Here is a 22,758-nt window from a genome sequence, read left to right on the forward strand (position 1 = left end):
GCAGGTGGCCGATCGGGCGGAACGCTGCCGCATCGCGTTCGAGCAGGAGCCTGAAGCAGGGGAACGATCACGCAGAGAACGGCGTGATCACGGCGTCGGAGCCTTTCACCCGGCACGTCTGCCCGTCCGCCGTCCGGGCCGGATCCGGGCGCGGGCGCCTCGCCGGGGCGTCGCGGGTCATGGACGGGTCGCCCGTTCCAGCGCGATCAGCGCCGAGTGGTACGTACGGCCCGTGGCGCGCTCCATGCCGACCTCGCACATGCGGTTGGCCGAGAGGTGCGCGTCGAAGGGCCGGGCGGTGACCTCCGCCGCCTCGCGCGCCGTGGCGGCGGAGGTCAGCTCGGGATGGAGCATGCCGCGGTCGCCCGCGAAGCCGCAGCAGCCGGCGTCGACGGGGACGACGACCTCCTCGGCGCAGGCCCCGGCGAGCGCCGTCAGCCGGTCCTCGTCGCCCAGGTGCCGCATGGAGCAGGTCGGATGCACCACCGCGGAGCCGACCCGGTGCCGCACGTCGAGCCGTGGCAGCAGCTCGTCCGCCGCCCACACGAGGGAGTCCACGACCGTGAGCTCCGCGTGCAACTCCCGGTTGTCGTCCGTGAGGTACGGAACCACGTCGCGCGCGAGGCCGAGCGCGCAGGAGGACGCGTCGACGACCAGGGGCAGCCGGCCGCCGGCCGTCCAGCCCCAGGCCGCCTCGACGATCCGGTTGGCCATCACCCCGTTGCCGCGCTCGAAGCCCTTGGAGTGCCAGATCGTCGCGCAGCAGGTGCCGGCCACGTCGTCCGGGATCCACACCGGCCGCCCCGCCCGGGCGGACAGCGCCACCACCGCCTCCGGCAGCGACGGGCCCGCGAGCCCGTCCGGGTTGCCGAAGATCCGGTTCACGCAGGCCGGGTAGTAGACCGCCGCCGCGGCCGGCCGGTGGGTGCGCGGGAGCCTGCGGGGCGCGGCGCCCGGGATCTCGGGCAGCCACTCCGGCACCAGGCCCGACCGCATGGCCTTGCGCGCCAGTCCGGTGGCCGACTCCATGAACCGGTCGCCGAGCCGGGCCGCCGTCGCCACCGCGAGCCGCACGGAGGTCTCCACGGCGCGGAAGTCGTGCGCGGCGAGCGTGGCGACCGCCTCCTCGCGCGGGGAGTGCCGCCGACGCCGGAACTCCCTCATCATCGCGCCCGTGTCGATGCCGACCGGGCAGGCCAGCGCACAGGTGGAGTCACCGGCGCAGGTGTCGACCGCGTCGTAGCCGTACGACTCGAGGAGACCGGTCTCCACCGGCGAACCGTCGGCCTGGCGCATCATCTCCCGCCGCAGCACGATCCGCTGGCGCGGACTGGTCGTCAGATCCCCGCTGGGACAGACGGGTTCGCAGAAGCCGCACTCGATGCACGGGTCGGCGACCCGCTCCACGGTCGGGAGGGTCTTCAGGCCGCGCAGGTGCGCCTGCGGGTCGCGGTCGAGCACGATCCGGGGCGCGAGCAGCCCGTCCGGGTCGATGACCTCCTTGGTCCGCCACATCAGTTCGGTCGCCTTGGGGCCCCACTCCAGTTCCAGGAAGGGCGCGATGTTGCGGCCCGTGGCGTGCTCCGCCTTGAGCGAGCCGTCGAAGCGCTCCACGGTCATGTTGCAGAACTCGTCCATGAACGACGCGTAGCGCTCCACGTCGGCCGGGTCGCCGGCGTCGAAGGCGAGCAGGAAGTGCAGGTTGCCGTGGGCGGCGTGACCGGCGACGGCCGCGTCGAAGCCGTGCCGGGCCTGGAGGTCGAGCAGCTCCGCGCAGGCCTCGGCGAGCCGGGCCGGCGGCACGGCGAAGTCCTCCGTGATCAGGGTCGTACCGGAGGGGCGGGAGCCGCCGACCGCCGTCACGAAGGCCCTGCGCGCCTTCCAGTAGCCGGCGATGGTGCCCGGGTCGCGGGTGAAGGCGTTTCCGGAGGAGACGACGGAGGCGACCGGGGCGACGAGCCGGAGGTGCGCGAGGGCCCCGGCCGCCGCCTCCTCGCAGGCCCGCTGCCCGGCCTCGTCCGGTGCCCGGAATTCCACGAGCAGCGCCGCCGTCTCCTTCGGCAGCTCCGCCCAGTCGGCCGGCACGCCCGGCACGCCGGCCGTGGCGCGCAGCGTGTTGCCGTCCATCAGTTCCACGGCGAGCGCGCCCGCCTCGGTGAAGCGGGGCACGGCGGCCGCGGCGGCCGGCAGCGAGGGGAAGAACAGCAGCGCCGTGGAGACCCTGCGGTCCAGGGGCACGGTGTCGAAGACGACCTCGGAGATGAAGCCCAGGGTGCCCTCGGAGCCCACCATCAGACCGCGCAGGATCTCCACCGGGCCGGCGCCGTCGAGGAAGGCGTCCAGCCGGTAGCCGTTGGTGTTCTTGATCGTGTGCTTGGCGCGGATCCGGGCCGTCAGCTCCGGGTCCGCCTCGATCTCCGCCTTCAGCGCCGTCAGCCCGGCGCACAGCCGGGGCTCCGCGCGCGCCAGCTCCTCCTCGGCGGCCGGGTCGGCGGTGTCGACGACGGTGCCGCTCGGCAGCACGAAGGTGAGCGAGGCGACCGTGCGGTACGAGTTCCGGGTGATGCCCGCCGTCATGCCCGAGGCGTTGTTGGCGACGACCCCGCCGATCGTGCAGGCGACCGCGCTGGCCGGGTCGGGGCCGAGCACCCGGCCGTACGGCGCGAGCGCCGCGTTCGCCCGGACGACGGTCGTGCCGGGACGGATCCGCGCGCGGGCGCCGTCGTCGAGGACCTCGACGCCCACCCAGTGGCGGCGCACGTCCACCAGGATGTCCTCGCCCTGCGCCTGCCCGTTGAGGCTGGTCCCGGCGGCCCGGAACACGACCTCGCGGCCCTTGCCGCGGGCGTACGAGAGCACGGCCGACACGTCGTCGACGTCCTCGGCCACCACGACGACCTGCGGCACGAAGCGGTAGGGGCTCGCGTCGGAGGCGTAGCGGACCAGATCGGAGACCTTGGACAGCACCTTCTCGGGACCGAGGAGGGCGATCAGCTCCTCGCGCAGGTGCTTCTGGGTGCCCCGGGCCTGGAGGTCGGGCACCCGGTCGGGCGCCGCCCGTCGTTTCGTCCCGGCTCGCAGGGTCTGCGGATTCGGCTCCCGTACAGGCATGGCCAGGGCTCCCCTCCGGCGCGACCGTGCCCCGCTCCCGCTGCCCCGGTGTCGGCGGACGGGCTCAGGGCCGGGTCGGCGGACGGGCTCCGGCCGTTTCGGCGGACGGCCGGACCGTGTCAGCAGACGGGCTCCGGACCGCGGTCGACCAGAGCGGACAGCAGACCTCCGAGCACCTCGCGCTGTTCGACGGTCAGTGGAGCCAGGATGTCCTCTGCGGCCTCCCGGCGCGCGCTGCGCAGCTCCCTCAGTGTGTCGCGACCGGCGTCGGTCAGCTCGATCCGGACCACCCGGCGGTTGCTCGGGTCGGGCACCCGGCGCACCCGACCCGACGCCTCCAGGCCGTCGACGAGACTGGTCACCGCGCGCGGGACGACCTCGAGGCGGGCCGCGAGATCGGCCATCCGGGGCGGGGCGGGGTAGTGCGCGACCGTCCGCAGCAGCCGGGACTGCGCGGGCGTGATCCCGACCGGCTCCAGGTGGCGCTTCTGGATGCGGTGGAGCCGCCGGGTCAGCCGCAGCAGCTGCTCGGCGAGGAGACCGTCGGGATCGGGCGCGCCCAGAGGGCCGGCGGGAGTGCCGACGGCGGCAGAGGCCGGGGAAGAGGTGGGGGAGGCGGAGGCGGCAGTGGCCCCGGGGGAGGCGGGGGCGGAGGCAGCAGGGCCGGTGGCGGCGGAGGCGCCGGAGCCGGTGGGGGCGCCGGAAGTGGCCGGGGTGCTCATGAGGGAACACTATCAGGACCATGTTCATTGTGAGTATAGGTAACAATGAGCTATGCTCCGACCGTACCGTCACCGAACCCTCGTAGGAGCCCATGCGTCACCATGACGAGTCCACCTGGACACCCCCCGCCCGCGACCCCGGCGCCCCCAAGGAGCCCGCCCAGCTGCGGCGCATCCTCCGGCTCTTCCTGCCCTACCGCGGCCGTCTCGGCGTCGTCGGCCTGCTCGTGGCCGCCTCGTCGCTGGTCTCGGTCGCCTCGCCCTTCCTCCTCCGGGAGATCCTCGACACCGCGATCCCGCAGGGCCGCACCGGCCTGCTCAGCCTGCTCGCGCTCGGCATGATCGCCACCGCCGTGGTCTCCGGAGTCTTCGGCGTGCTCCAGACGCTGATCTCCACGACCGTCGGCCAGCGCGTCATGCACGACCTGCGCACCGCGGTCTACGCCCAGCTCCAGCGCATGCCGCTGGCCTTCTTCACGCGCACCCGCACCGGCGAGGTCCAGTCCCGGATCGCCAACGACATCGGCGGCATGCAGGCGACGGTCACCTCGACCGCCACCTCCCTCGTCTCGAACCTCACCGCCGTCGTCGCCACCGTCGTGGCCATGCTCGCGCTCGACTGGCGGCTCACCGTCGTCTCGCTCCTGCTGCTGCCGGTCTTCGTCGCGATCAGCCGCCGCGTCGGCCGCGAGCGCAAGCAGATCACCACCCGCCGCCAGAAGCAGATGGCCGCCATGGCCGCCACCGTCACCGAGTCGCTGTCCGTGAGCGGCATCCTGCTCGGCCGCACCATGGGCCGCGCCGACTCCCTGACCAGGTCCTTCGCCGAGGAGTCCGAGCGCCTCGTCGACCTCGAAGTGCGCTCCTCCATGGCCGGACGGTGGCGGATGTCCACCATCGGCATCGTCATGGCCGCCATGCCCGCGCTGCTCTACTGGGCCGCCGGCCTCGCCCTCCAGGCCGGTGGGCCGGCGATATCGCTCGGCACCCTGGTCGCCTTCGTCTCGCTGCAGCAGGGCCTCTTCCGGCCCACCGTGAGCCTGCTGTCGACCGGCGTGCAGATGCAGACCTCGCTCGCCCTCTTCCAGCGGATCTTCGAGTACCTCGACCTGCCCGTCGAGATCACCGAGCCCGCCGAACCCGTGCGCCCGGCCCGTGTCTCCGGCGAGATCGCCTTCGAGAAGGTCACCTTCCGCTACGACCCCGAGGGCGAGGGCCGTCCCACCCTCGACGCGATCGACCTCACCGTGCCGGCCGGCGGCAGCCTCGCCGTCGTCGGACCCACCGGCTCCGGCAAGTCCACCCTCAGCTACCTGGTGCCCCGGCTCTACGACGTCACCGAAGGCCGCGTCACCCTCGACGGCGTCGACGTGCGCGACCTCGCCTTCGACACCCTCGCCCAGGCCGTCGGCGTGGTCTCCCAGGAGACCTACCTCTTCCACGCCTCCGTCGCGGACAACCTGCGCTTCGCCAAGCCCGACGCCACCGACGAGGAGATCGAGGCAGCCGCCCGCGCCGCCCAGATCCACGACCACATCGCCTCGCTGCCCGACGGCTACGACACCCTCGTCGGCGAGCGCGGCTACCGCTTCTCGGGCGGCGAGAAACAGCGCCTCGCGATCGCCCGCACCATCCTGCGCGACCCGCCCGTGCTCATCCTCGACGAGGCGACCAGCGCCCTCGACACCCGCACCGAGCACGCCGTGCAGCAGGCCATCGACGCACTCTCCGCCGGCCGCACCACCATCACCATCGCCCACCGGCTCTCCACCGTCCGCGATGCCGACCAGATCGTCGTCCTGGACGCCGGCCGCATCGCCGAGCGCGGCACCCACGAGGAACTGCTCGCGCAGGACGGACGGTACGCGGCGCTGGTGCGCCGGGACGCCCGCGCATCAGAACACGCGAACGTGGGAGCGGTTGTTCCCCAGAACGTGTGATCGTGCCGGTTTCCGTTGCCCAACTCCCCTACGGCATCGGATGATTACGGTGCGCAAGCGACGGGCTGCAGACCGCGACTGCGCAGTCCCACAGCACGCTCTGCACAAGGAGAAAGCACCACCATGAACGTCATCACCCACCTGCTCGCCGGCGTCCTCCACTTCGTGGGCTGGCTCGTCTGAGCCTCCCGCAGGCAGCAGTGCCCGGCGCCGCCGACTCCCCGTCCCCGGGGGTCGGCGGCGCCGCCGCGTGACGGGGGGCGATGCGAGGGATGTGCCGCCGCGCGAGGCGCCTGCGCGGCGGGGCCGTGCGGCGGGGCCGCATCACGGGATGCGCGAGGATGCGCGCGCCAGGCGCCTGCGTGGCCGAGCCGCATGACGGGTCGCGCCGGGTGGGCCGCGAGGGGCGGGACACAGCTCGGCTCCCCGGAATCGTCCGGCACCCGGGTTAGCGTGCAAACCATGACGTACCGGACCTGGCAGCCCGAGCGCCGACCCCGCCGCCGCTCGCGGCTCACCCGGCGCGGGAAGCTCGTCGTCCTCGGCGCCCTGCTCGCCGTCGCCGCCGCGGTCACCGTGCCGCTCCTCCTGCTCGGCGGTGACCACCCGAAGCCACCTCCGCCGGTGAAGCAGCGCACCCTGCTCATCCCGGAGGGATGGCGCGGCGGCGAGGTGTACGAGGCCGTGGACCGCTCCCTCGGACTTCCCGCCGGCACCACCCGCAGGACCGCCCAGGCACCGGCCACCGCGCTCGCCCTGCCCGCGGCGGCAGCCGGAAACCCCGAGGGCTACCTCTTCCCGGCCACGTATCCCGTCGACACGACCACCACGCCCGACGGACTCCTGCGCTACATGGTCGACACCGCCACCAAGCGCTTCGGCGCCCCGGGCATCGCGGAAGGCGCCCGCAGGCACGGGATGACGGTCCACCAGCTGGTGATCATCGCCAGCATCGTCCAGGCCGAGGCGGACACTCCGGAGGACATGGGCAAGGTGGCCCGGGTCGTCTACAACCGGCTCGCCCAGGGCATGCCGCTCCAGATGGACTCGACCATCAACTACGCCCTGGGGCGCGACACCGTGGACACCAGCCACCAGGACACCCGCATCGACAGCCCGTACAACACCTACGAGCGCCGCGGCCTGCCCCCGTCACCCATCGGCAACCCCGGCGACCAGGCCATGAGCGCGGCCGTCGCCCCGGCCGAAGGCGACTGGCTGTACTTCGTCACCGTGAGCCACGGCGACACCCGCTTCACCGCCAGCTACCCGGAACACCAGGCGAACGTGGCGGACTTCAACGCACGGCGACGGGCCGCGACGACGTCCTGAGCAGCCGCCGGATGTCGGTGACGGCGGAGCGGCCGGCCCGGTTGGCGCCGATGGTCGACGCCGAGGGGCCGTAGCCCACGAGGTGGACGCGGGGGTCCCGTACCGCCCTCGTCCCCTCGACCCGGATGCCGCCGCCGGGCTCGCGCAGCCGCAGCGGGGCGAGGTGGTCGATCGCGGCCCGGAAACCGGTCGCCCAGAGGATCACGTCCGCGTCCACCGTCCGCCCGTCGTCCCAGGCCACACCCGTGGGGGTGATCCGGTCGAACATGGGCAGCCGGTCGAGCACACCGCGCTCCCGCGCCTCGCGCACGGCGTCGTTGAGCGGCAGGCCGGTGACCGAGACGACGCTCTGCGGCGGAAGTCCCCGCCGTACGCGCTCCTCGACGAGGGCGACGGCGGCCCGGCCCTCCGCCTCGCCGAAGGGACCCTCGCGGAAGACGGGCTCGCGGCGGGTGACCCAGGTCGTCGCGGCGGCGACGTCGGCGATCTCCATCAGGTGCTGGGTGCCGGAGGCCCCACCGCCGACCACGATCACCCGCTGCCCGGCGAAGGCATCCGGCCCCGGGTACTGGGCGGTGTGCAGCTGACGTCCGCGGAAGGTCTCCTGCCCCGGGTAGCGAGGCCAGAACGGCCGGTCCCAGGTGCCGGTGGCGTTGATCAGGGCGCGGGTGGCGTAGACGCCCTCCGAGGTCTCGACGACCAGCCGCCCGTCCGGGCCGTCGTCGCCCTCGCGGACCGCGGACACCTCGACGGGCCGGTGCACCCGCAGCCCGAAGGCGTCCTCGTAGTCGGCGAAGTAGCGGCCGATCACCTCGGAGGACGGCCGCGCGGGGTCGGCACCGGTCAGCTCCATGCCGGGCAGCGCGTGCATGCCGTGCACCTTGCCGTACGTGAGCGAGGGCCAGCGGAACTGCCAGGCGCCGCCGGGCCGGGGCGCGTGGTCGAGGATCACGAAGTCCCGATCGGGCTCGAAACCGGTCCGCCGAAGGTGATAGCCCGCGGACAGCCCGGCCTGCCCGGCCCCGATGACGACGACGTCCACCTCGCGCGCGGCAACCTCGCGGCCCGAGACCCGACGCCCCGCGACTCCGTACACCTCGAAATCGTTCACGCTTCCACCAACCGCCCGCGCCCCGGAGATCTTCCCGGACCGCCGCCGCACGGCTGCCCCGGCTCATCCGGGACCCGTAGGACACCGGCGGCCGGAGCGCCGCGGTACGCGTGCGCCCACCGCGGCGGGTCGGCAGGATGGGGCCATGGCCTTCAGCACCACGATCCTCACGCTCACCACGGGCTCCACGGAGACCGTCACCGACCTCACCCGCCACTGCGAGGACTTCCTGTCCCGGGCGGCCGAGGGCCGCGACGGCCTCCTCAACCTCTTCGTCCCGCACGCCACCGCCGGCCTGGCGATCCTGGAGACGGGCGCGGGCAGCGACCACGACCTCCTCGCCGCGCTGCACCACATCCTCCCCGCCGACGACCGCTGGCAACACCGCCACGGCTCCCCGGGCCACGGCCGCGACCACGTCCTCCCGGCCCTGGTCCCCCCACACGCCACCCTCCCGATCCTGGCCGGCCGCCTGGAACTGGGCACGTGGCAGTCGATCTGCCTGGTGGACACCAACAAGGACAACCCCCAGCGGCAGGTACGCCTGTCGTTCCTCGGGTAGCGGCGGGTACCGCGGGCCTGTAGGCCGGATGTCCGGCCGCACCAGGCGATGGTTGAGCGTCGGCCCCTCGCTCTCCTCCGGAACCCCCGGATGTGTCAGCAGCTCCGCTTGCGGTTGGGCGCGGCTGTCTCCCTTGCTGCGGCGGCGAGTTCGGACCGCTCCTTCGCGGGACCGGAGACCGTCGGGCCTGAGGCCGTAGGACGTTCGCCTACCTCAGGGTCCGGTTCTGTCCCGGGTGCTCGCTGTGCGTCGATCTCGCTGGAGTCCTGTCCAGCGCACCCGTCCTGAGCGCGATGTCGACGGCTCAGAACTCGGCATGAACAGGATCCGGTCCAGGTAAGACCTATCCATAGGGAGCAGAAGGGGGTCGGTGCTCGTCATGGTTCTCGGGTTGATCATCTGCGTCGGCGTGCTGGCAGGGCTGGCATGGCGGCGGTACCTCTTTCCGGGAAGGTGGGAACACGCCTTCGGCCAGAGGCACGCGGACGCCCGGAAGGTGTTGTCGGCCGCTCGTCGTGCGTACCGGGCCTGGGAACGCTCGAAGGCGCAGGCCGAGTCAAAGGCGCTTCGGGATGTCGAATCGGCCGAGGAGGCTCAGGAAGAGCGTCTGCGTCGGCTGGATCAGCGCATCGCATCGCTGAGCGACCCTGGCCGCGGACAGCGGGTCGAGGCCCTCGGGGAGCTGGTGCTGTTCCAACACGTTCTCGTTGTGCAGTCCTCCTCGGAGACGCGTTCGATCGCCTTGGCCGGCATGGAGGTCCGTTTCGAGGCCGGACAGAAGAACTACTCCGTCTACTGCACCGACGCCGACGGACACGTGTACCGGGCCAAGTACTCGCATCTCCCGTCCGGGCCCGAGAGCGATGAGCAGCTCTTCGACGAGGAACGGGTCCGCGACTTCGCCGTGACGATCCAGAACGCCGTCGCGCAGGAGAACGTCTTCCGTGCCCGCCTTCCACGTCAGCTGGAGGAGGCGGAGAGCAAGTGGGAGAAGGCGCAAGGCGACACCAGTGAAGCGGACGCTGCCCGGGAGCGTCTGCAGAAGCTTCGTCAGCGCAACGGCAGTGACCCTCGGGGCGAGAAGCTGGAAGCCCGAATGGCAGAGGCCTCCCGGGAATGGGAGAGGCTCACCGGGCGAATTCCGCCCAGGTAGGTTCGGCTGAAGGGCGACCTCACGCGGCTGCGTTTGCTCGCAGGGCGTGCCTTCGCAGCGTCCCCGGGTTCGAGCACCCGCGTCGTCTCGTCTTTCCGTTCGATGGGGCATGGCCGGTGTGGGCGTGCCGATGAAGCGGCGTGGCTGGTGGGGGTGTGCCGACGGGACGCGCGGACTGGACGATCTGCTCCAGAGCATCCGCTGCCCGCGCGGACCAGGCCGGTCACGACTTCGCCGCCTTGTACTCCGGCCTGCCGGGGTCGGCCGAGCTCCACCCCTGCCTGCTTGGCACGGAACACCCCCGCGCACCAAGGAAGTTCGACATCGCCGACCGTAGCCGGGAGCGATTGACATCACTGGTGGGTCAATCGTCGTGATCTTGGTGTTGGTCAGGGCGTGGCGCGCCGTGCAAGGGTGAAGCTCGTCCTGCCGGGCCATCCGGCATGCATTCGAGAGGCAGTCTTCCCGTGGACCTCTTCAAGACGACGGGCGGTTCGGTCCGAGGTTTCCGGGCCGCCGCCGACGTCGTAACCGTTCTTGGAATCCCTTATGCGGCACCGCCGTTCGGCGCCAACCGGTTCCGGGAACCCCTCCCGGCGCCGGCATGGGCCGGGGTGCGGGACTGTACGGCCTTCGGCCCGATCGCCCCGCAGTCGGCGCAGCTGCCCGGTTCACCGGTGTGGTCGCCCGAAGACGAGGACATCCTCACCCTCAGCATATGGACCCCGGCTCCTGAGGGTGGCCGTCTGCCTGTTCTGGTCTGGATCCATGGCGGTGCCTACACCTTCGGTTCCTCGGCTCAGCCCGACTTCGACGGCACCACGCTGGCGCGCGCCCATCTGGTCGTGGTCACCCTCAACTACCGGCTCGGTTTCGAAGGCTTCGGCCACGTCCCCACTGCGGAAGCAACCTCCTACCCGGACAACCGGGGCCTGCTCGACCAGGTCGCGGCCCTGCGCTGGGTCCGTGAGAACATCGCCGCCTTCGGCGGTGACCCCGGCAACGTCACGGTCGCCGGCCAGTCCTCCGGTGCCGCGTCCGTCGCGTGCCTGATGGTGATGGACCGCGCCCGGGGCTTGTTCCACCGGGCCATTGCCCACAGCGCCGCCAGTCCCTACTACACCCGCGAGATCGCCGCGGCGACCACCCGGGAGATCGCTGCTGCGGCGGGCTGCCCCGCCACTGCGGAGGGCCTGACGTCCCTGACTCCGCAGGCCCTGGTCACCGCCTCCGACCAGGTGCTCGACGACTACCGGCGGAACCCCGCCTCCGGGTCCCGCCACTACGACCCGTCTCTGTACGCCCCCGTCCTTGACGGCGACGTCCTGCCCGTCGACCCCCTCACGGGGATGGCCTCCGGCGCGACCCGGGGAGTGGACCTGCTGGTCTGCCACACCACGGAGGAGTACTGGCTGCTCGACGCCGTCGGCAGCAGCGCGAAGATCACCACGGATGAACAGCTGGCCCTCTTCGCCGAAGACTTCGGCCTCCCTGACGGTCTGGTGGCCGGCTACCGCGCTGCGATGCCCCACGCCCCGGTGCTCGACGTCTACCTCGCCGTGTTCGGGGACCTGCTGTTCGGCGAGTACAGCAATCGACTCGCCGAGATGCATGCCCAGGCCGGCGCCCAGGCGTTTCTGTCGCGGCTCGATCGCCGGCGCACCGGCCCGGACGGGGCCGTCCGGGCCTGGCACTGCGCGGACATCCCCTTCGCCTTCGGCAACCTCGACAACGGCTTCCTGGAGTTCCTCATCGGCGGCAGACCCACACCCGCGGACCACGGACTGGCACGCCGCATGGTGCGCGCGTGGGCCGATTTCGCTGCCACGGGAAACCCCGGCTGGCCGTCGGTCGACAACTCCCCGGCCCAGGCGAGGATATGGAGCACCGAAGACGCCCCTCTCGACGACACGGCTGCTGCTCCCCGTGCTCTTTGGGCCGAGGCCGACTTTCCCGTCCTGTGTCCGTGAGACGAGGTCCGCGCAGACCGGAGCACACGCCGAACTTCGACAAGATCGAGGCGATGACGCCCATCGCCGTTCCTCCATCAACGAAGGAGCTCGTCCATGCTTGACGCGGCCACCGAACGGTTCGTCGACCGGGTTCGCGCCCTGCCACCCGAGTCGCTTGCCACGGCCTTCGACCGGATGGTCGACCTCCGCGCCGAAGGCGGCAGGGAAGCGAGCCGGGCAGCGGTGCCGTCCGCCGCCGAGAACTCCGAGTTGGACCGCCGGATCCGCACCGCCCTCCTCCCTCGCGCCGCCGAACTCGACGCGCACCTTGCCGGGCTGCACTCCGACGCCCGGGCCGCGATCTCCACGGCGGCCCGAGGGATCCTGAAGCGAGGGAATCTGACCGCGGAGCAGTTCGAGGTGCTCGTGATCCCGTTCGTCGAGGTCGGGGTCGACGTTCCCGCTCACCAGGGTCGCGGCTGACGCGGAGCCCTGGCCCTCCAGAACCCTGGCCCTCCAGAACCCTGGGCCCCCCGGGCCCGGCCCCGGTACTCTTCCCGGACGACAGGCCACCGGGACAGCCCGCTCCAACCGGCGCGCCGGGCGCGTCATTCGGCGTGTCGCTGCGACGCTCGCCGGTCCGAGGAAGGCACGCATGACGACGTTCCGGAGTTCCGACTCGCTCACCTCACCCTTAGACGAGAACAGGCTGATCACGGTCGGCCGCGCTCTGTTCGCCACCCTCGCGGACGATCCGGTGCTGAGCATCGTCGAGCTCCCTGACGGCCTCGGCGTCTGCCTCGTGCATGCCGCACGTGGCGGCGGCAAGATCTACGTCGCGCCCGACGAGACGGCCCTCTTCATGGGTTCGGCGGTCGACTTCGAGGCCGGCCTCGAAGCCTTCCGTGGCGGCGTACGCACGCCGCTGGAGACGTTCGACACCGGTCGCGGGGAAGCGGACGCCTGATCGGTGAGAGCTCGCCCGCGGGGACCCGAGCCCCCCGACTCGCCCCATGCTCTACGAGGCGAGGCCCGACCCGGAGTCGGCCACCAGCTCGCCCAGCAGGCGACGCCGGGACGGTCGCGGAACGGATCACGCGGGTGCACCACGGTGACTTCGGCTCCTCGGGCGTTGGCGCGAAGGCCCGGCTCTCCGAATCCGCGGTGACGAGCCGGCGGCCATGGTCGCGTGGCTGAGGCCCCGGCCCGGCGACTGGGACCCGTACCTCGTCACCGCCGGCCTCGGCGTCCTCGCGGAGGCGCGTGAGGATTCCCCGGAGTGGCCCTTCGAGGGCAAGATCCTCGCGCGGGGAACGGTGCAGCTCCTTCGGCTCTACGAACGTCTCGCCCCCGTCATCGGAGTACGGGAAGCCGTCCTCGCCGTCCTCGCCGCGACCCCGATGCTCGTCCACCCGGTGACGATCGACGGTACGACGCTGAACGGCGGAACCTGGATCCTCGACAGGCTCCGCGCACTGTTCCTCGTCCCGCCGGTCGAGGAGACGGACGACGCGGAGGCCTCCGGCGACGACCAGCCCGCCACCTGATCGCCCTGGCTCAGACGGGGCCTCGGGTGGTCTCAGGCGGGCGCCGTTCCGGTAGTGGCCTCCGCCTCCAGCGCGCGGGCCGCCGCCCGGCACTCCGGCGGCGCCTGCGGGTCCTCGCGGACGGCCCGCAGCAGGGCCGGGACCGGCATCGTCACGAGCCGGTGCCGCCAGGCAAGGTGCCCGTGCGCGGCTGCATACCGGGCCGTCAGGACCTCGGCGGGGGTCAGTTCGGCCCCGGACCGCAGCAGCAGCATCGCGATGCCGCGGTGCGCGAGCCCGTCGCAGATCTGCTGTGGGGTGACGTGGTTGCTGCGGTGGTCGTCGTGGACCTCGTACAAGAGGCCGTACACGAGCCGTTCCTCGCGCGGGGTGGCCGTGGCGGGCAACGGCGTCCGCCACCACAGCGACTCGATGCCGGCCGGAGAGACCGGCACGGGCAGGCCGCGGGCCGGCGGGCTCGGGGCCACCGCCAGTCGGATCGCGCCGAGCGCGACCGCCCGCTCCGACAACGCGCGGTGGAACGCGAGCCCCTCGGCCGCCTCCGGCGTCAACACCGGCACCCGGGCCGCCTCCGCGACCTGGTCGGCGGTCGGCCCGTCCGTCCAGGCCAAGGTCAGCCCGTCCCGTGTGTCCGGCTCGACGGCGAAGGCCGTGCCGAACCGCTCGCCCAGCGCCGCCGCCAGAACCTCGAGCGCACGCCGAGCATCCGTCATGCCCCCAATCTAGCCGCCGCCACTCGGAGTCACCCTGGAGAGAACCCGCTACGTGCCACGCGCCACGAGGCCGGCCCTACAGGAGCGCCCTCGGCCTCCCCTCACCGGACCGAGGGCGGGACCGTGACCGGTCGGATGCGGGCGGGGGCGCGGCCGGTCACGCTGGGAGCATGGGTGGTCGGGCGCCCGGGGAGCCGGGCCGGCGTCCCGACGCGCGCCGTGAGCCGACAGCTCGGTACGGAGGGCGCGGAGGATTGCTGCCGGCCGCGCCGGAGCGCGCTCTCGGAGTCGTGGCGGGCACGGTCGACGAGACGGGTGCGGCCTCGCTGCAGCCCGTGCGCTGTCTCGGCCACCGCCTGCCGACCGCCACCCCGGCCGGAGCGTCGGGGACACAGAAGCACCCTGGGGATGTGGGGGTCGCCGAGCACCGGAGGAACGGTCGCCGAGCATCGCAGGAAGGGGGCGCCGAGCATCGCAGGACGGGGGCGCCGAGTGCCACAGAGATACCCCCCTGGGTATTGCTGTTAGGGTGGGTGACGAATACCCCCGGGGGTACACCAATCCAGTGGAGGAGTCGCAGTCGTGTTCTTCGTCGACACCCTTGAGTTCGAGGGCCTGGGCAACCGCAGCTACGTGGTCGGCGGGCGCGCGGCCGCGGTGGTCATCGATCCGCCGCGCGACATCGACCAGGTGATCGCCGCCGCCGCCCGACGCGGTGTGCGCATCGCGTACGTGGCGGAGACCCACGTGCACAACGACTACGTCACCGGCGGTCCGGAGCTGGCCCGCGTCACCGGCGCCCGGTACCTGGTGCCGGCCGCGGCGCACGTGTCGTTCGCCCGCACGCCGGTCGCCGACGGCGACACCGTGGACGTGGACGCGGGTCTGGTCCTGCGGGCGATCGCCACGCCCGGGCACACCCCGCACCACACCTCCTACGTCCTGGAGCAGGACGGGCGCGGTGTGGCGGCGTTCACCGGCGGATCACTGCTGATCGGCACGGTGGGCCGCCCCGACCTGGTGGAACCCCGGCTCACCGAGCAGCTGGCCCGGGCGCAGCACGCCTCCGCCCACCGCCTGGCCGCCGAGCTGGACGACGAGGTGCCGGTGCTGCCCACCCACGGGTTCGGCAGCTTCTGCTCCGCCGCCCAGTCCGACGGGGGAGCGACCACGATCGGCAAGGAACGCACCAGCAACGACGCGCTCACCCTGGACGTGGACACCTTCGTCCAGCGGATGCTCGCCGGGCTGGAGGACGTGCCCGCCTACTACGCGCACATGGGCCCGGCCAACGCCGCCGGCCCCGCCCCCGTCGACCTCACCCCGCCGGCGCGTGCGGACGCGGGCGAGATCTCCGCCCGGCTGGCCGCCGGTGAGTGGGTGGTGGACCTGCGCAGCCGCGTGGCCTTCGCCGAGGGGCACGTGGCCGGGTCGTTCAACTTCGAGGGTGAGGGCAAGCTCGCCGCCTACCTGGCCTGGCTGATCCCGTGGGGCAAGCCCGTCACCCTGCTCGCCGAAACGCCCGCGCAGATCGCCGACGCGCAGCGGGAACTGGCGCGGGTGGGTATCGACCGCCCGGCCGCCGCCGCCACCGGTGACCCGGCGGGCTGGGTCCAAGAGGGCGAGCAGCTCGCTTCCTTCCCGCGTGCCCGGTTCGCCGACCTCGCCCGGGTGCGCGAGCGCGGCGACGAGGTGGTCGTCCTGGACGTGCGCCGGGACTCGGAGCGTGTGGGCGGCTTTATCGACGGCTCGGTCCACATCCCGATCCACGAGCTGTACGGCCGTATCGGCGAGGTGCCGGCCGGGACGGTCTGGGTGCACTGCGCCGGCGGGATGCGCGCGGCGATCGCCGCCTCCCTGCTCGATGCCGCCGGCCGCGACGTGGTCGCCGTCGACGACGGCTTCGACGCCGCGACGGCTGCCGGACTGCCCCTCGCCTCCGGCTGATCCCGGCCGCTGTCCACGTACGGAAGGAAGCGTGTGATGTTCCTCTTTCGCCGAAACGGGCCCCGCGTCACGGTCGACGAGGCGCGAAGCCGTACCAGCGGCGACCGGCCCTCCGCCGTCCTGCTGGACGTGCGCGAGAAGCCCGCGTGGTGCGCGGGCCACGCCCCGGACGCCGTTCACGTACCCCTGACGGAACTGGTCGCCGGCTTCCCCCTGCCGGCCGAGACACAAGGGCGTCCGCTGGTGGTGATCTGCCGCAGCGGACACCGCTCCCGGCGGGCCGCGGAGCTCCTCGCCGAACGCGGGGCGCAGGCGGTGGACGTCAAGGGCGGCATGAACGCGTGGGCCGCCGCCGGGCACCCGGTCGTCGGCGAACGCGGGAACAGCGGTCGGACAGCGTGACCGTACTCGTACTCGCCCTCATCGCCGGGGCCGTCGTCGGTCTCGCCCTCGGAGCCCTCGGCGGCGGTGGCAGCGTCCTCGCCGTACCGGCACTGATCTACCTGCTCGGCTTCACTCCGGCCGCCGCCACCACCGCCGGTCTGATCATCGTCACCGCCACCTCCGCCGTCGCCCTGTACGCCCACACCCGCGACGGGCACGTGGCATGGAAGACAGGGGCACTGTTCGCCGCGGCGGGCATCGTCCCCGCCTTCCTCGCCGGCGCTGCCGCCGGACGCCTGCCCGAAGCGGCCTTGACGGGGGCGTTCGCGGTCATCGCCGCGCTGGCGGCCCTGCGTATGCGACGTCCGTCCGCGGCCGTGCCGCCGGACAGGATCCGTCCCGGCAAGGCGGCCGGCGCCGGTGCCGGACTCGGCGCCGTGACGGGCTTCCTCGGGGTCGGCGGGGGATTCCTCGCGGTGCCCGCCCTGGTCGGCGCTCTGGGACTGGCCATGCGCCGGGCTGTCGGTACCAGCCTGCTCGTCATCACCGTGAACTCGTTTGCCGCGCTCGCCGCCCGCTCCGGCACCACCGGCGGGCTCCAGTGGGAGGTCATCGCCCCGTTCACCGGAGCCGCGATCCTGGGCGCCTGGGACGGCAGACGCCTCGCGGCGAAGGTCTCCGGAAGCACCCTTCAGAAGGTTTTCAGCAGCATCCTGCTGGCGGTGGCGGCCTTCATGCTCGTCGACGTGATCGTCTGAACCCGAGGCCGCCGCCAACGCGGCCAGGGACCAGGGCAGCTCTCCGACCGGCGCGGCCCGCGGCATCTCAGGACCGCCTTCGATCTCCTCTCAGGACGCCCTTGGTTTCTCAGGAGCGCCTACGGGCCCTGCTCCGGACGGTCTCCGGCCGCTCGGGATCGCCTCCGGTTTCTCCGGACCGCTCCTGTCTCTCCGGACCGCCCTCGGTCCGGCCCCCTCAAACAATCCCCAGTCCACCTCGGCACGCAAGGACGACCCCTGCCATGACCACACCCGCGACCCTCACCACCGACGAGGCGCGCACGCGCCTGCACGAACTGACCATCATCGACGTGCGGACCCCGGGCGAATACGCCGGTGGCCACCTCCCCGGCGCGCTCAACATCCCCCTCGACCGGATCCGGCGCGCGCTGCCCGACATCCGTCAGGCCACCGACCGCGGCGACGTCCTGGTCGTCTGTGCCTCGGGCGCTCGCTCGGCGAACGCCTGCAAGATCCTCGCGGAGAACGGCGTCTCCGCCGCCACCCTGTCGGGAGGCACCGGCGCCTGGGCGGCCGGCGGCCACGGGCTCCACCGCCCCCAGGGCGCCTCCCGTGCGACGTGGGGAATGGAGCGTCAGGTGAGGCTCACCGCGGGAGTGATCGTGCTGCTCGGCCTGTTGCTGGGGCTCGTGGTCCATCCCGCCTTCCAGCTCGTCTCCGCCGGCATCGCGGACGGTCTGGTCTTCTCCGCCCTGACCGGCACCTGCGGCATGGCCGCCATGCTCGCCAGGCTCCCTCACAACCGCCCCCGCGCCGCCGACCTCGACGACACGCTGGCCGCGCTGCGCAGTCGCTGAACCACACCACAAGGGGAGGGGCCCGGCTCCGGGTCCCTCCTCACGTATGCCAGGCCACGTGGCCAGCCGCTCCGGACCCGGCGGGTGGTCCGCCGTCGCGGCACCACGGTTCACGCCAGGGATCACGCCAGAGAACACGCCAGGGATCACGCCAGAGAACACGCCAGGGATCACGCCAGAGACAGGAACAGCTTCTCCAGCCGAGCACGCATCTGCTCCCGGTCACCGGAAGCGGATGCGTCCGCATCGGTCAGGCAGTGCTGGAGACCCGTGGCGATGATCGCGAAACCAGCCTTGTCCAGGGCCCTGGACGCCGCGGCGAGCTGGGTGACGACGTCCTCGCAGTCCCGCCCGTCCTCGATCATCTTGATCACACCGGCGATCTGACCCTGCGCCCGGCGCAGCCGGTTGACCACCGTCTTCAGTTCCTCAGCCGCCATCGCCAGTTCCACGACCCACTCCTTCGAAATACCCCCTTGGGTATCCTAACGAAGGGGTAACCCCAACCAGGCCCACGAAAATCCCCGTAGCCGTGATGGACGCCGCCCTGCCGCTCGCACGGCGGCGCGTCCCGCAGTGCCCTCCACCGACCACCCCCGCCGCTTCACCCTGGTGCCCCGACTGACGAAGCCGCCGCGGTCGCCGGGCCGTGTCGCCCGGGGTGGTCGTCCTGCCGTGGTGGGCTGGGTGACCCCCGCCCCCCAGCCCACCACGCACCGATGCCACTACTCGATCGGGTGACTGGCGTCGTGCGGCCGGTTCCTGTGGCGGTGGGCCCCTAGCCTGGTTGGCGATCTACTGCCATGCGGGGGGATGTGCTCGATGCGGTTGCCCAGCGGGGGCCGGCTCCGGAGCTACGAGGACGTCCAGGCCGGGCCCACCGACCTGCACGATCGCTGGTGGCGCGCGGTCCGGTTGGCCGTGGCCGTCGTACCGCTCGCGATCGTCGTCTCGTCGGTGCGACCGGACCACGGGGCGGCCTCGGGCGTGATGCGCGTTCTCCTCGCCGTGCTCCTCCTGGTGCGTGCGGGAATCGGCGAACGGCGCATGCGCGCGATCAGCCGGGCCGTGCGGCGCCGGCGGGCCCGTACCGAGGCCGTCCTGCTGGTCATGGGGACGGGGCTCGCGGCGCTGCTGCCGTGGGGCAGTGCGTCGCGTCCTTCGTCCGGGTGGGCAGTCCTGTGCGCGGTGGCGGCCGTCGCGGTCACGCTGTTCGGCTGCCTGTGCGAGTACCGCACCTGGCCTGAGGTGCGGGGAGTGTCCTCCCCGTGGGTGCGCTGGTTCGGCCGCCTGAGGACCTGGTTCTGCTACGGCTGGGCTCCTGCACTGCTCGCCGTGGTCCAGCCGGAAGCGGTCATGATCCTGCCCGCGGCGACGGCGATGACCGTCCTCGAGATCGCCTTCGCCCTCGTCGCGTCACGAACCGGTGACTGGGCCCTGCGCGCGGATGCCGCGGTCGAGCTCCTGACGACGCGGATCGCCCGTGACCGGTTTCCCCTGGGCCTCACCGCGATCGCCAAGGAGCGGTGGTGGGAATCGACGACGCGTCCACCGCACCAGCCGGACCTGGCACTGTGGGAACTGTGGCTGCGTCACCGCGAGGTGCTGTCCGCGCGCGAGGGATACGCGTGGGTGCCGGTCCTCTGGCGGCCCGTCACCGCCGTGCCCACCTCGGACGGGGAGCCGTGGATCAGTGCCGCCGAGGCCGCCGCCGAGTCGCTTCGCGGGCTGTGCCACCAGTCCGTCGGCCTGGATCCCGTCCGCCGGCGGGACCTGTTGCGCACGGCGCTGATCGTCACGGCGATGACCGCGATGGCCCGGGCGGAAGTGAGCTGTGCCTCCGGCGAGTTCGACTACGCGCTCCGCAACCGCCGTACCGCGGCCAAGCTGTACGCGGCCGCCGGGCTCCACGGCAACGCGGCCGCCGCTCGCTGCCTCGCCGCCGACGTGCTCGTCTTCGACCTGCACCGGCCCGAGGAGGCCCGAGAGGAGCTGGAACAGGTCGCCGCGCAGCCGCGTCCCCCCAAGGCGGTGGCGTGTCTGGCGCTGGTCCTGAAGGCGGCGGCGGGCGACCGGGCGGCCGGGACGGCCGCCGCCCGCATGATGCCCCTCGACCTGCGGTGCGCCAAGGGGCTCTTCGACGAGCTGCCGACGTGGCTGCCCTTCGGCAGCCACTTTCCCCAGGAGATCGGGTTCGTGCGGCTGGTCGAGCAGCGCTTCGCCGGCGTCGCGGACGCGCTCGGACCCGCCGTACCGGCCCAGGCCCGGGGACGCAGCATGTACACCACGGTCCTGGACCGCTACGAGCTGCCCGCCGCCCACGACCTGCGTCAGGCACTGCGGCGGGCGCGGGAGTCCGAGCGGACCGCACCCGCCGTCGCGCGGGCCATCGGCGAGGACGTGGTGACCGCCGCCCGCGCCCTCGGCGATCTGCCGAGCGAGGCGGACGCCCATCGGCTGCTGGCCCGGCTCGCCGAGACGGGACACCGCTGGGAGGAGCTCTCCGCCGAACTCCTGGCCGTCGTGGACGTCGTCGAGCGGCTGCGGGAACGCGTCGGTGACGGCGACACACGGATCGACCTGGACCTCACCCCCTCCTGCACCCGGCTGATCGAGCTCGTCGTCGACGGGAAGGCTCCCCAGCTGAAGCCGGCCGAGGCCGTCGAGCTGGCCGAACGCTGCCGGTCCCGACTGCTCCTCGAGGTGTTCGGCTCCTCCCACTCACCCGAACTCCCCAAGCGGCTCGCGGCGTTACAGGCCCGGGAACGGAGCATGGAGCAGGGGCGGGTCCACGAAGGCGTCCTCCCGGGCGCGGGTGCCCAGGCCGACGCACCCACGGACATCCACCCCGCCCATCAGCGGCGGTACCGCGCCGCCCGCGAAGCGGTCTGGGCGGAACTGGAGGCCTCGGGGCCGCTCGGCGCGGCCTACGTCAGGCACCGGCGCGGAGCACCCGCCACCTTCGCGGAACTGCGCGCGGTGCTGCCACCGGATGTCGTGCTCTGCGAACTCGTCCGCCGCGGCTCGCGGGTACTGGTGCTGCTGGTGCGCGCCGACCGGCCGGCGCCGACGCTCCTCGCGGTTCCGCTGGAGGAGGACCCGGAGCCGCTGCGGCTGCCCGGGCCGGACGGTCCGGACCGCTGGGGGGATCCGCTGCGGCCGCTGCTGCGGGCGGTGGCGGGCCACTCCGCGCCCGGAGAGACCTTGTGGCTGGTGCCGGACGGGAATCTGCACGACCTTCCCCTGCACGCGGTGGAGGTGGAAGGGGCCCCGATCGGCGAGCGCAATCCGCTCTGTGTCACTCCCAGCGCCTCCCTGCTGCGGCACCGCCTCGGCCGGAGCCCGGAGACGGGGTTCGCGCGGGCGCTGATCCTGGCCGACCCGGAAGGCGACCTGCCGCACGCCCGGGCCGAGGCCTGTCTCATCGGCACCCTGCTGCCCCACGCCGAGGTGCACACCGGCGGTGCCGCGACCCGCCGCCGACTGCTGGAGCGGCTGGGTTCGGAGCCGTACGACGTGCTCCACCTCGCCTGCCACTACGGCGTCGACCGGGCACGGCCCTCCCGGTCGGCGATCCGTCTGGCGGACGCGCGACTGACCGTGGAGGACTTCCTCTCCGTACGGCTCGACGCCTCCCTGGTCGTCGTGAGCGGCTGCGAGACCGGGGCGCAGCAGAACCGGAAGGGCAACGAACTGATCGGTCTCACCCGGGCGTTGCTGCATGCCGGTGCCCGGGCGGTGATCGTCAGCCAGTGGGCGGTCGACGACGTCTCCACCGCGCTGCTGATGGCCGTCCTCTACCGGGAGCTCGGGCGCGGCCGCCCCGCCGCGACGGCGCTGTCCGCGGCGCGGAGCGAGGTGCGCGCGATGAGCTTCCGTGACGCCGTCGCCCGGTGCGAGCGGCTCCGGGACCTGCCGGCGGACCGGCGGGTCGCCGTGCGCCTGGGGCGCGACCTCGCTCGACTGCGCCTGCGGGCCGGTGACACGACGGGGGCCCTGGAGGAGATCGCGAGGCTGCTGCCGGAGGCCGGTCACGACACCCGCGAGCACCGGGCCCTGATCGACCTGAGGCGTCAGGTCCGGTTCCAGCACGGTCGGCTGCCGGCCGCCGACTACGCGTCGCCCGCTTTCGCCTCCCCGTTCTTCTGGGCCCCGTTCACCCTCGTAGGAGACTGGCGATGACACTCGACGAAGCGACCCTGGCTCCCGTCACCCCGCTGTCCGAGGCGGCGGTGGACGGCGGCTACGTCATGACGGTCGACGCGGAGGGGCGGCCCACCGCACTCGGCAGACCCGAGGACCTCGACGTCGGCCTGCCGCCGGCCGTGCTGCTGCCCGCGTCGATGACCATGGCGGCGTTGTGCACCGGCGACGCGCTCGACCTGCTGGCCCTCAACCCGTACGGAGCGCTCGTCCACGACCGCGGACGCACGCTGGGCGTACTGGAGAGGGACACCGTCTCCGCGTACCTGGTCACCCTGTCGGCCCGCGGCACGCTGCGCGGCGACCCTCCCTCGCCCTCGGACGCCGTCCTCGGCGGCAGCTACGCCACCCCGGTCGCCCGGCTCGTCTGCCGCTGCGGCCGGCTCACCACCCTGACCGCCTACGACCCCGACTTCCCGCCGCTCTGCCCCGGTGCGGGGCCGGAGGGCACGCCGCATCCGCTGGCCATCCGGGCGGAGTGACC

The 22,758-nt window shown here is 72.9% G+C and carries 19 protein-coding genes; 14 read left to right on the forward strand and 5 right to left on the reverse strand.

Annotated features, from left to right (window positions below; translation table 11 throughout):
* Positions 1 to 177 precede the first annotated feature (177 nt).
* Both ESG85_RS17285 and ESG85_RS17290 read right to left on the reverse strand, forming a co-directional pair.
* Positions 178 to 3,111, reverse strand: a complete 2,934-nt coding sequence (locus ESG85_RS17285) for an FAD-binding and (Fe-S)-binding domain-containing protein (RefSeq protein WP_128980303.1) — start codon at positions 3,109 to 3,111, stop codon at positions 178 to 180.
* 119 nt (positions 3,112 to 3,230) lie between these two features.
* Positions 3,231 to 3,674: a MarR family winged helix-turn-helix transcriptional regulator gene (locus ESG85_RS17290; RefSeq protein ID WP_128980352.1), complete on the reverse strand. Its 444-nt coding sequence runs from the start codon at positions 3,672 to 3,674 to the stop codon at positions 3,231 to 3,233.
* Positions 3,675 to 3,925: 251 nt separating this feature from the next.
* On the opposite strand from ESG85_RS17290, the gene ESG85_RS17295 reads away from it, so the two are divergent.
* Together ESG85_RS17295 and mltG are read left to right on the forward strand one after the other, a co-directional pair.
* Entirely contained in the window at positions 3,926 to 5,773 is a 1,848-nt protein-coding gene (locus ESG85_RS17295; protein WP_128980305.1) for an ABC transporter ATP-binding protein, read from the forward strand.
* Positions 5,774 to 6,235: 462 nt separating this feature from the next.
* Positions 6,236 to 7,105 (forward strand): endolytic transglycosylase MltG, encoded by an 870-nt coding sequence (mltG, locus tag ESG85_RS17300; protein ID WP_128980307.1) that lies wholly within the window; start codon positions 6,236 to 6,238, stop codon positions 7,103 to 7,105.
* Here mltG and ESG85_RS17305 read toward each other — a convergent pair.
* A complete protein-coding gene (locus ESG85_RS17305; RefSeq protein WP_128980355.1) occupies positions 7,071 to 8,147 on the reverse strand; it encodes an NAD(P)-binding domain-containing protein in 1,077 nt (358 codons plus the stop codon). The two genes, mltG and ESG85_RS17305, sit on opposite strands and share 35 nt — an antisense overlap.
* A 214-nt stretch (positions 8,148 to 8,361) precedes the next feature.
* Between ESG85_RS17305 and ESG85_RS17310 the strand changes: the two genes are divergently transcribed.
* From ESG85_RS17310 to ESG85_RS17335, 6 genes are all read left to right on the forward strand, one after another.
* Positions 8,362 to 8,778, forward strand: a complete 417-nt coding sequence (locus ESG85_RS17310; RefSeq protein WP_128980308.1) for a secondary thiamine-phosphate synthase enzyme YjbQ — start codon at positions 8,362 to 8,364, stop codon at positions 8,776 to 8,778.
* A gap of 370 nt (positions 8,779 to 9,148) precedes the next feature.
* On the forward strand, positions 9,149 to 9,931 hold the full coding sequence (locus ESG85_RS17315; protein ID WP_128980310.1) for a hypothetical protein: 783 nt from the start codon (positions 9,149 to 9,151) through the stop codon (positions 9,929 to 9,931).
* A gap of 443 nt (positions 9,932 to 10,374) precedes the next feature.
* Positions 10,375 to 11,901, forward strand: coding sequence for a carboxylesterase/lipase family protein (locus ESG85_RS17320; protein WP_128980312.1), 1,527 nt, complete (start codon positions 10,375 to 10,377; stop codon positions 11,899 to 11,901).
* A 96-nt stretch (positions 11,902 to 11,997) separates the two neighbouring features.
* Positions 11,998 to 12,366: a hypothetical protein gene (locus tag ESG85_RS17325; RefSeq protein WP_128980314.1), complete on the forward strand. Its 369-nt coding sequence runs from the start codon at positions 11,998 to 12,000 to the stop codon at positions 12,364 to 12,366.
* A 172-nt stretch (positions 12,367 to 12,538) separates the two neighbouring features.
* The gene (locus tag ESG85_RS17330) at positions 12,539 to 12,850 is read left to right on the forward strand and encodes a hypothetical protein (protein WP_128980316.1); all 312 of its coding nucleotides are present in this window, start codon (positions 12,539 to 12,541) and stop codon (positions 12,848 to 12,850) included.
* Between the two features lie 214 nt (positions 12,851 to 13,064).
* A complete protein-coding gene (locus ESG85_RS17335) occupies positions 13,065 to 13,430 on the forward strand; it encodes a hypothetical protein (protein ID WP_128980318.1) in 366 nt (121 codons plus the stop codon).
* A gap of 32 nt (positions 13,431 to 13,462) precedes the next feature.
* Here the strand turns inward: ESG85_RS17335 and ESG85_RS17340 are convergent, their stop codons facing one another.
* Positions 13,463 to 14,143, reverse strand: coding sequence for a hypothetical protein (locus tag ESG85_RS17340; RefSeq protein WP_128980320.1), 681 nt, complete (start codon positions 14,141 to 14,143; stop codon positions 13,463 to 13,465).
* 582 nt (positions 14,144 to 14,725) lie between these two features.
* Here ESG85_RS17340 and ESG85_RS17345 point away from each other — a divergent pair.
* From ESG85_RS17345 to ESG85_RS17360, 4 genes are all read left to right on the forward strand, one after another.
* Complete coding sequence (locus ESG85_RS17345; protein WP_128980322.1) at positions 14,726 to 16,090, forward strand: MBL fold metallo-hydrolase; 1,365 nt, start codon at positions 14,726 to 14,728, stop codon at positions 16,088 to 16,090.
* Between the two features lie 36 nt (positions 16,091 to 16,126).
* A complete protein-coding gene (locus ESG85_RS17350; protein WP_164986257.1) occupies positions 16,127 to 16,492 on the forward strand; it encodes a rhodanese-like domain-containing protein in 366 nt (121 codons plus the stop codon).
* Positions 16,489 to 17,232: a sulfite exporter TauE/SafE family protein gene (locus ESG85_RS17355; RefSeq protein ID WP_128980326.1), complete on the forward strand. Its 744-nt coding sequence runs from the start codon at positions 16,489 to 16,491 to the stop codon at positions 17,230 to 17,232. Before ESG85_RS17350 ends, ESG85_RS17355 begins: the two co-directional genes overlap by 4 nt.
* A gap of 263 nt (positions 17,233 to 17,495) precedes the next feature.
* Complete coding sequence (locus tag ESG85_RS17360) at positions 17,496 to 18,071, forward strand: rhodanese-like domain-containing protein (protein WP_128980328.1); 576 nt, start codon at positions 17,496 to 17,498, stop codon at positions 18,069 to 18,071.
* Positions 18,072 to 18,241: 170 nt separating this feature from the next.
* Here ESG85_RS17360 and ESG85_RS17365 read toward each other — a convergent pair whose 3' ends face one another.
* On the reverse strand, positions 18,242 to 18,523 hold the full coding sequence (locus ESG85_RS17365; RefSeq protein WP_128980330.1) for a metal-sensitive transcriptional regulator: 282 nt from the start codon (positions 18,521 to 18,523) through the stop codon (positions 18,242 to 18,244).
* Positions 18,524 to 18,893: 370 nt separating this feature from the next.
* Between ESG85_RS17365 and ESG85_RS17370 the strand changes: the two genes are divergently transcribed.
* Together ESG85_RS17370 and ESG85_RS17375 are read left to right on the forward strand one after the other, a co-directional pair.
* Positions 18,894 to 22,253 carry a CHAT domain-containing protein gene (locus ESG85_RS17370; RefSeq protein WP_128980332.1) on the forward strand — a complete coding sequence of 1,120 codons (3,360 nt, stop codon included), beginning with the start codon at positions 18,894 to 18,896 and terminating at the stop codon, positions 22,251 to 22,253.
* Positions 22,250 to 22,756: a hypothetical protein gene (locus tag ESG85_RS17375; protein WP_128980334.1), complete on the forward strand. Its 507-nt coding sequence runs from the start codon at positions 22,250 to 22,252 to the stop codon at positions 22,754 to 22,756. Before ESG85_RS17370 ends, ESG85_RS17375 begins: the two co-directional genes overlap by 4 nt.
* Positions 22,757 to 22,758 lie beyond the last annotated feature (2 nt).

This window comes from Streptomyces roseicoloratus (assembly GCF_004117935.1).
Taxonomy (GTDB): Bacteria; Actinomycetota; Actinomycetes; order Streptomycetales; family Streptomycetaceae; genus Streptomyces; species Streptomyces roseicoloratus.

Bases quoted from the DNA above. Each gene is read 5' to 3' on its own strand.
- ESG85_RS17285 (WP_128980303.1), bottom strand. From the start codon at position 3,111: ATGCCTGTACGGGAGCCGAATCCGCAGACCCTGCGAGCCGGGACGAAA.
- ESG85_RS17295 (WP_128980305.1), top strand. From the start codon at position 3,926: ATGCGTCACCATGACGAGTCCACCTGGACACCCCCCGCCCGCGACCCC.
- mltG (WP_128980307.1), top strand. From the start codon at position 6,236: ATGACGTACCGGACCTGGCAGCCCGAGCGCCGACCCCGCCGCCGCTCG.
- ESG85_RS17310 (WP_128980308.1), top strand. From the start codon at position 8,362: ATGGCCTTCAGCACCACGATCCTCACGCTCACCACGGGCTCCACGGAG.
- ESG85_RS17320 (WP_128980312.1), top strand. From the start codon at position 10,375: ATGCATTCGAGAGGCAGTCTTCCCGTGGACCTCTTCAAGACGACGGGC.
- ESG85_RS17325 (WP_128980314.1), top strand. From the start codon at position 11,998: ATGCTTGACGCGGCCACCGAACGGTTCGTCGACCGGGTTCGCGCCCTG.
- ESG85_RS17330 (WP_128980316.1), top strand. From the start codon at position 12,539: ATGACGACGTTCCGGAGTTCCGACTCGCTCACCTCACCCTTAGACGAG.
- ESG85_RS17335 (WP_128980318.1), top strand. From the start codon at position 13,065: ATGGTCGCGTGGCTGAGGCCCCGGCCCGGCGACTGGGACCCGTACCTC.
- ESG85_RS17340 (WP_128980320.1), bottom strand. From the start codon at position 14,143: ATGACGGATGCTCGGCGTGCGCTCGAGGTTCTGGCGGCGGCGCTGGGC.
- ESG85_RS17350 (WP_164986257.1), top strand. From the start codon at position 16,127: ATGTTCCTCTTTCGCCGAAACGGGCCCCGCGTCACGGTCGACGAGGCG.
- ESG85_RS17360 (WP_128980328.1), top strand. From the start codon at position 17,496: ATGACCACACCCGCGACCCTCACCACCGACGAGGCGCGCACGCGCCTG.
- ESG85_RS17370 (WP_128980332.1), top strand. From the start codon at position 18,894: ATGCGGTTGCCCAGCGGGGGCCGGCTCCGGAGCTACGAGGACGTCCAG.
- ESG85_RS17375 (WP_128980334.1), top strand. From the start codon at position 22,250: ATGACACTCGACGAAGCGACCCTGGCTCCCGTCACCCCGCTGTCCGAG.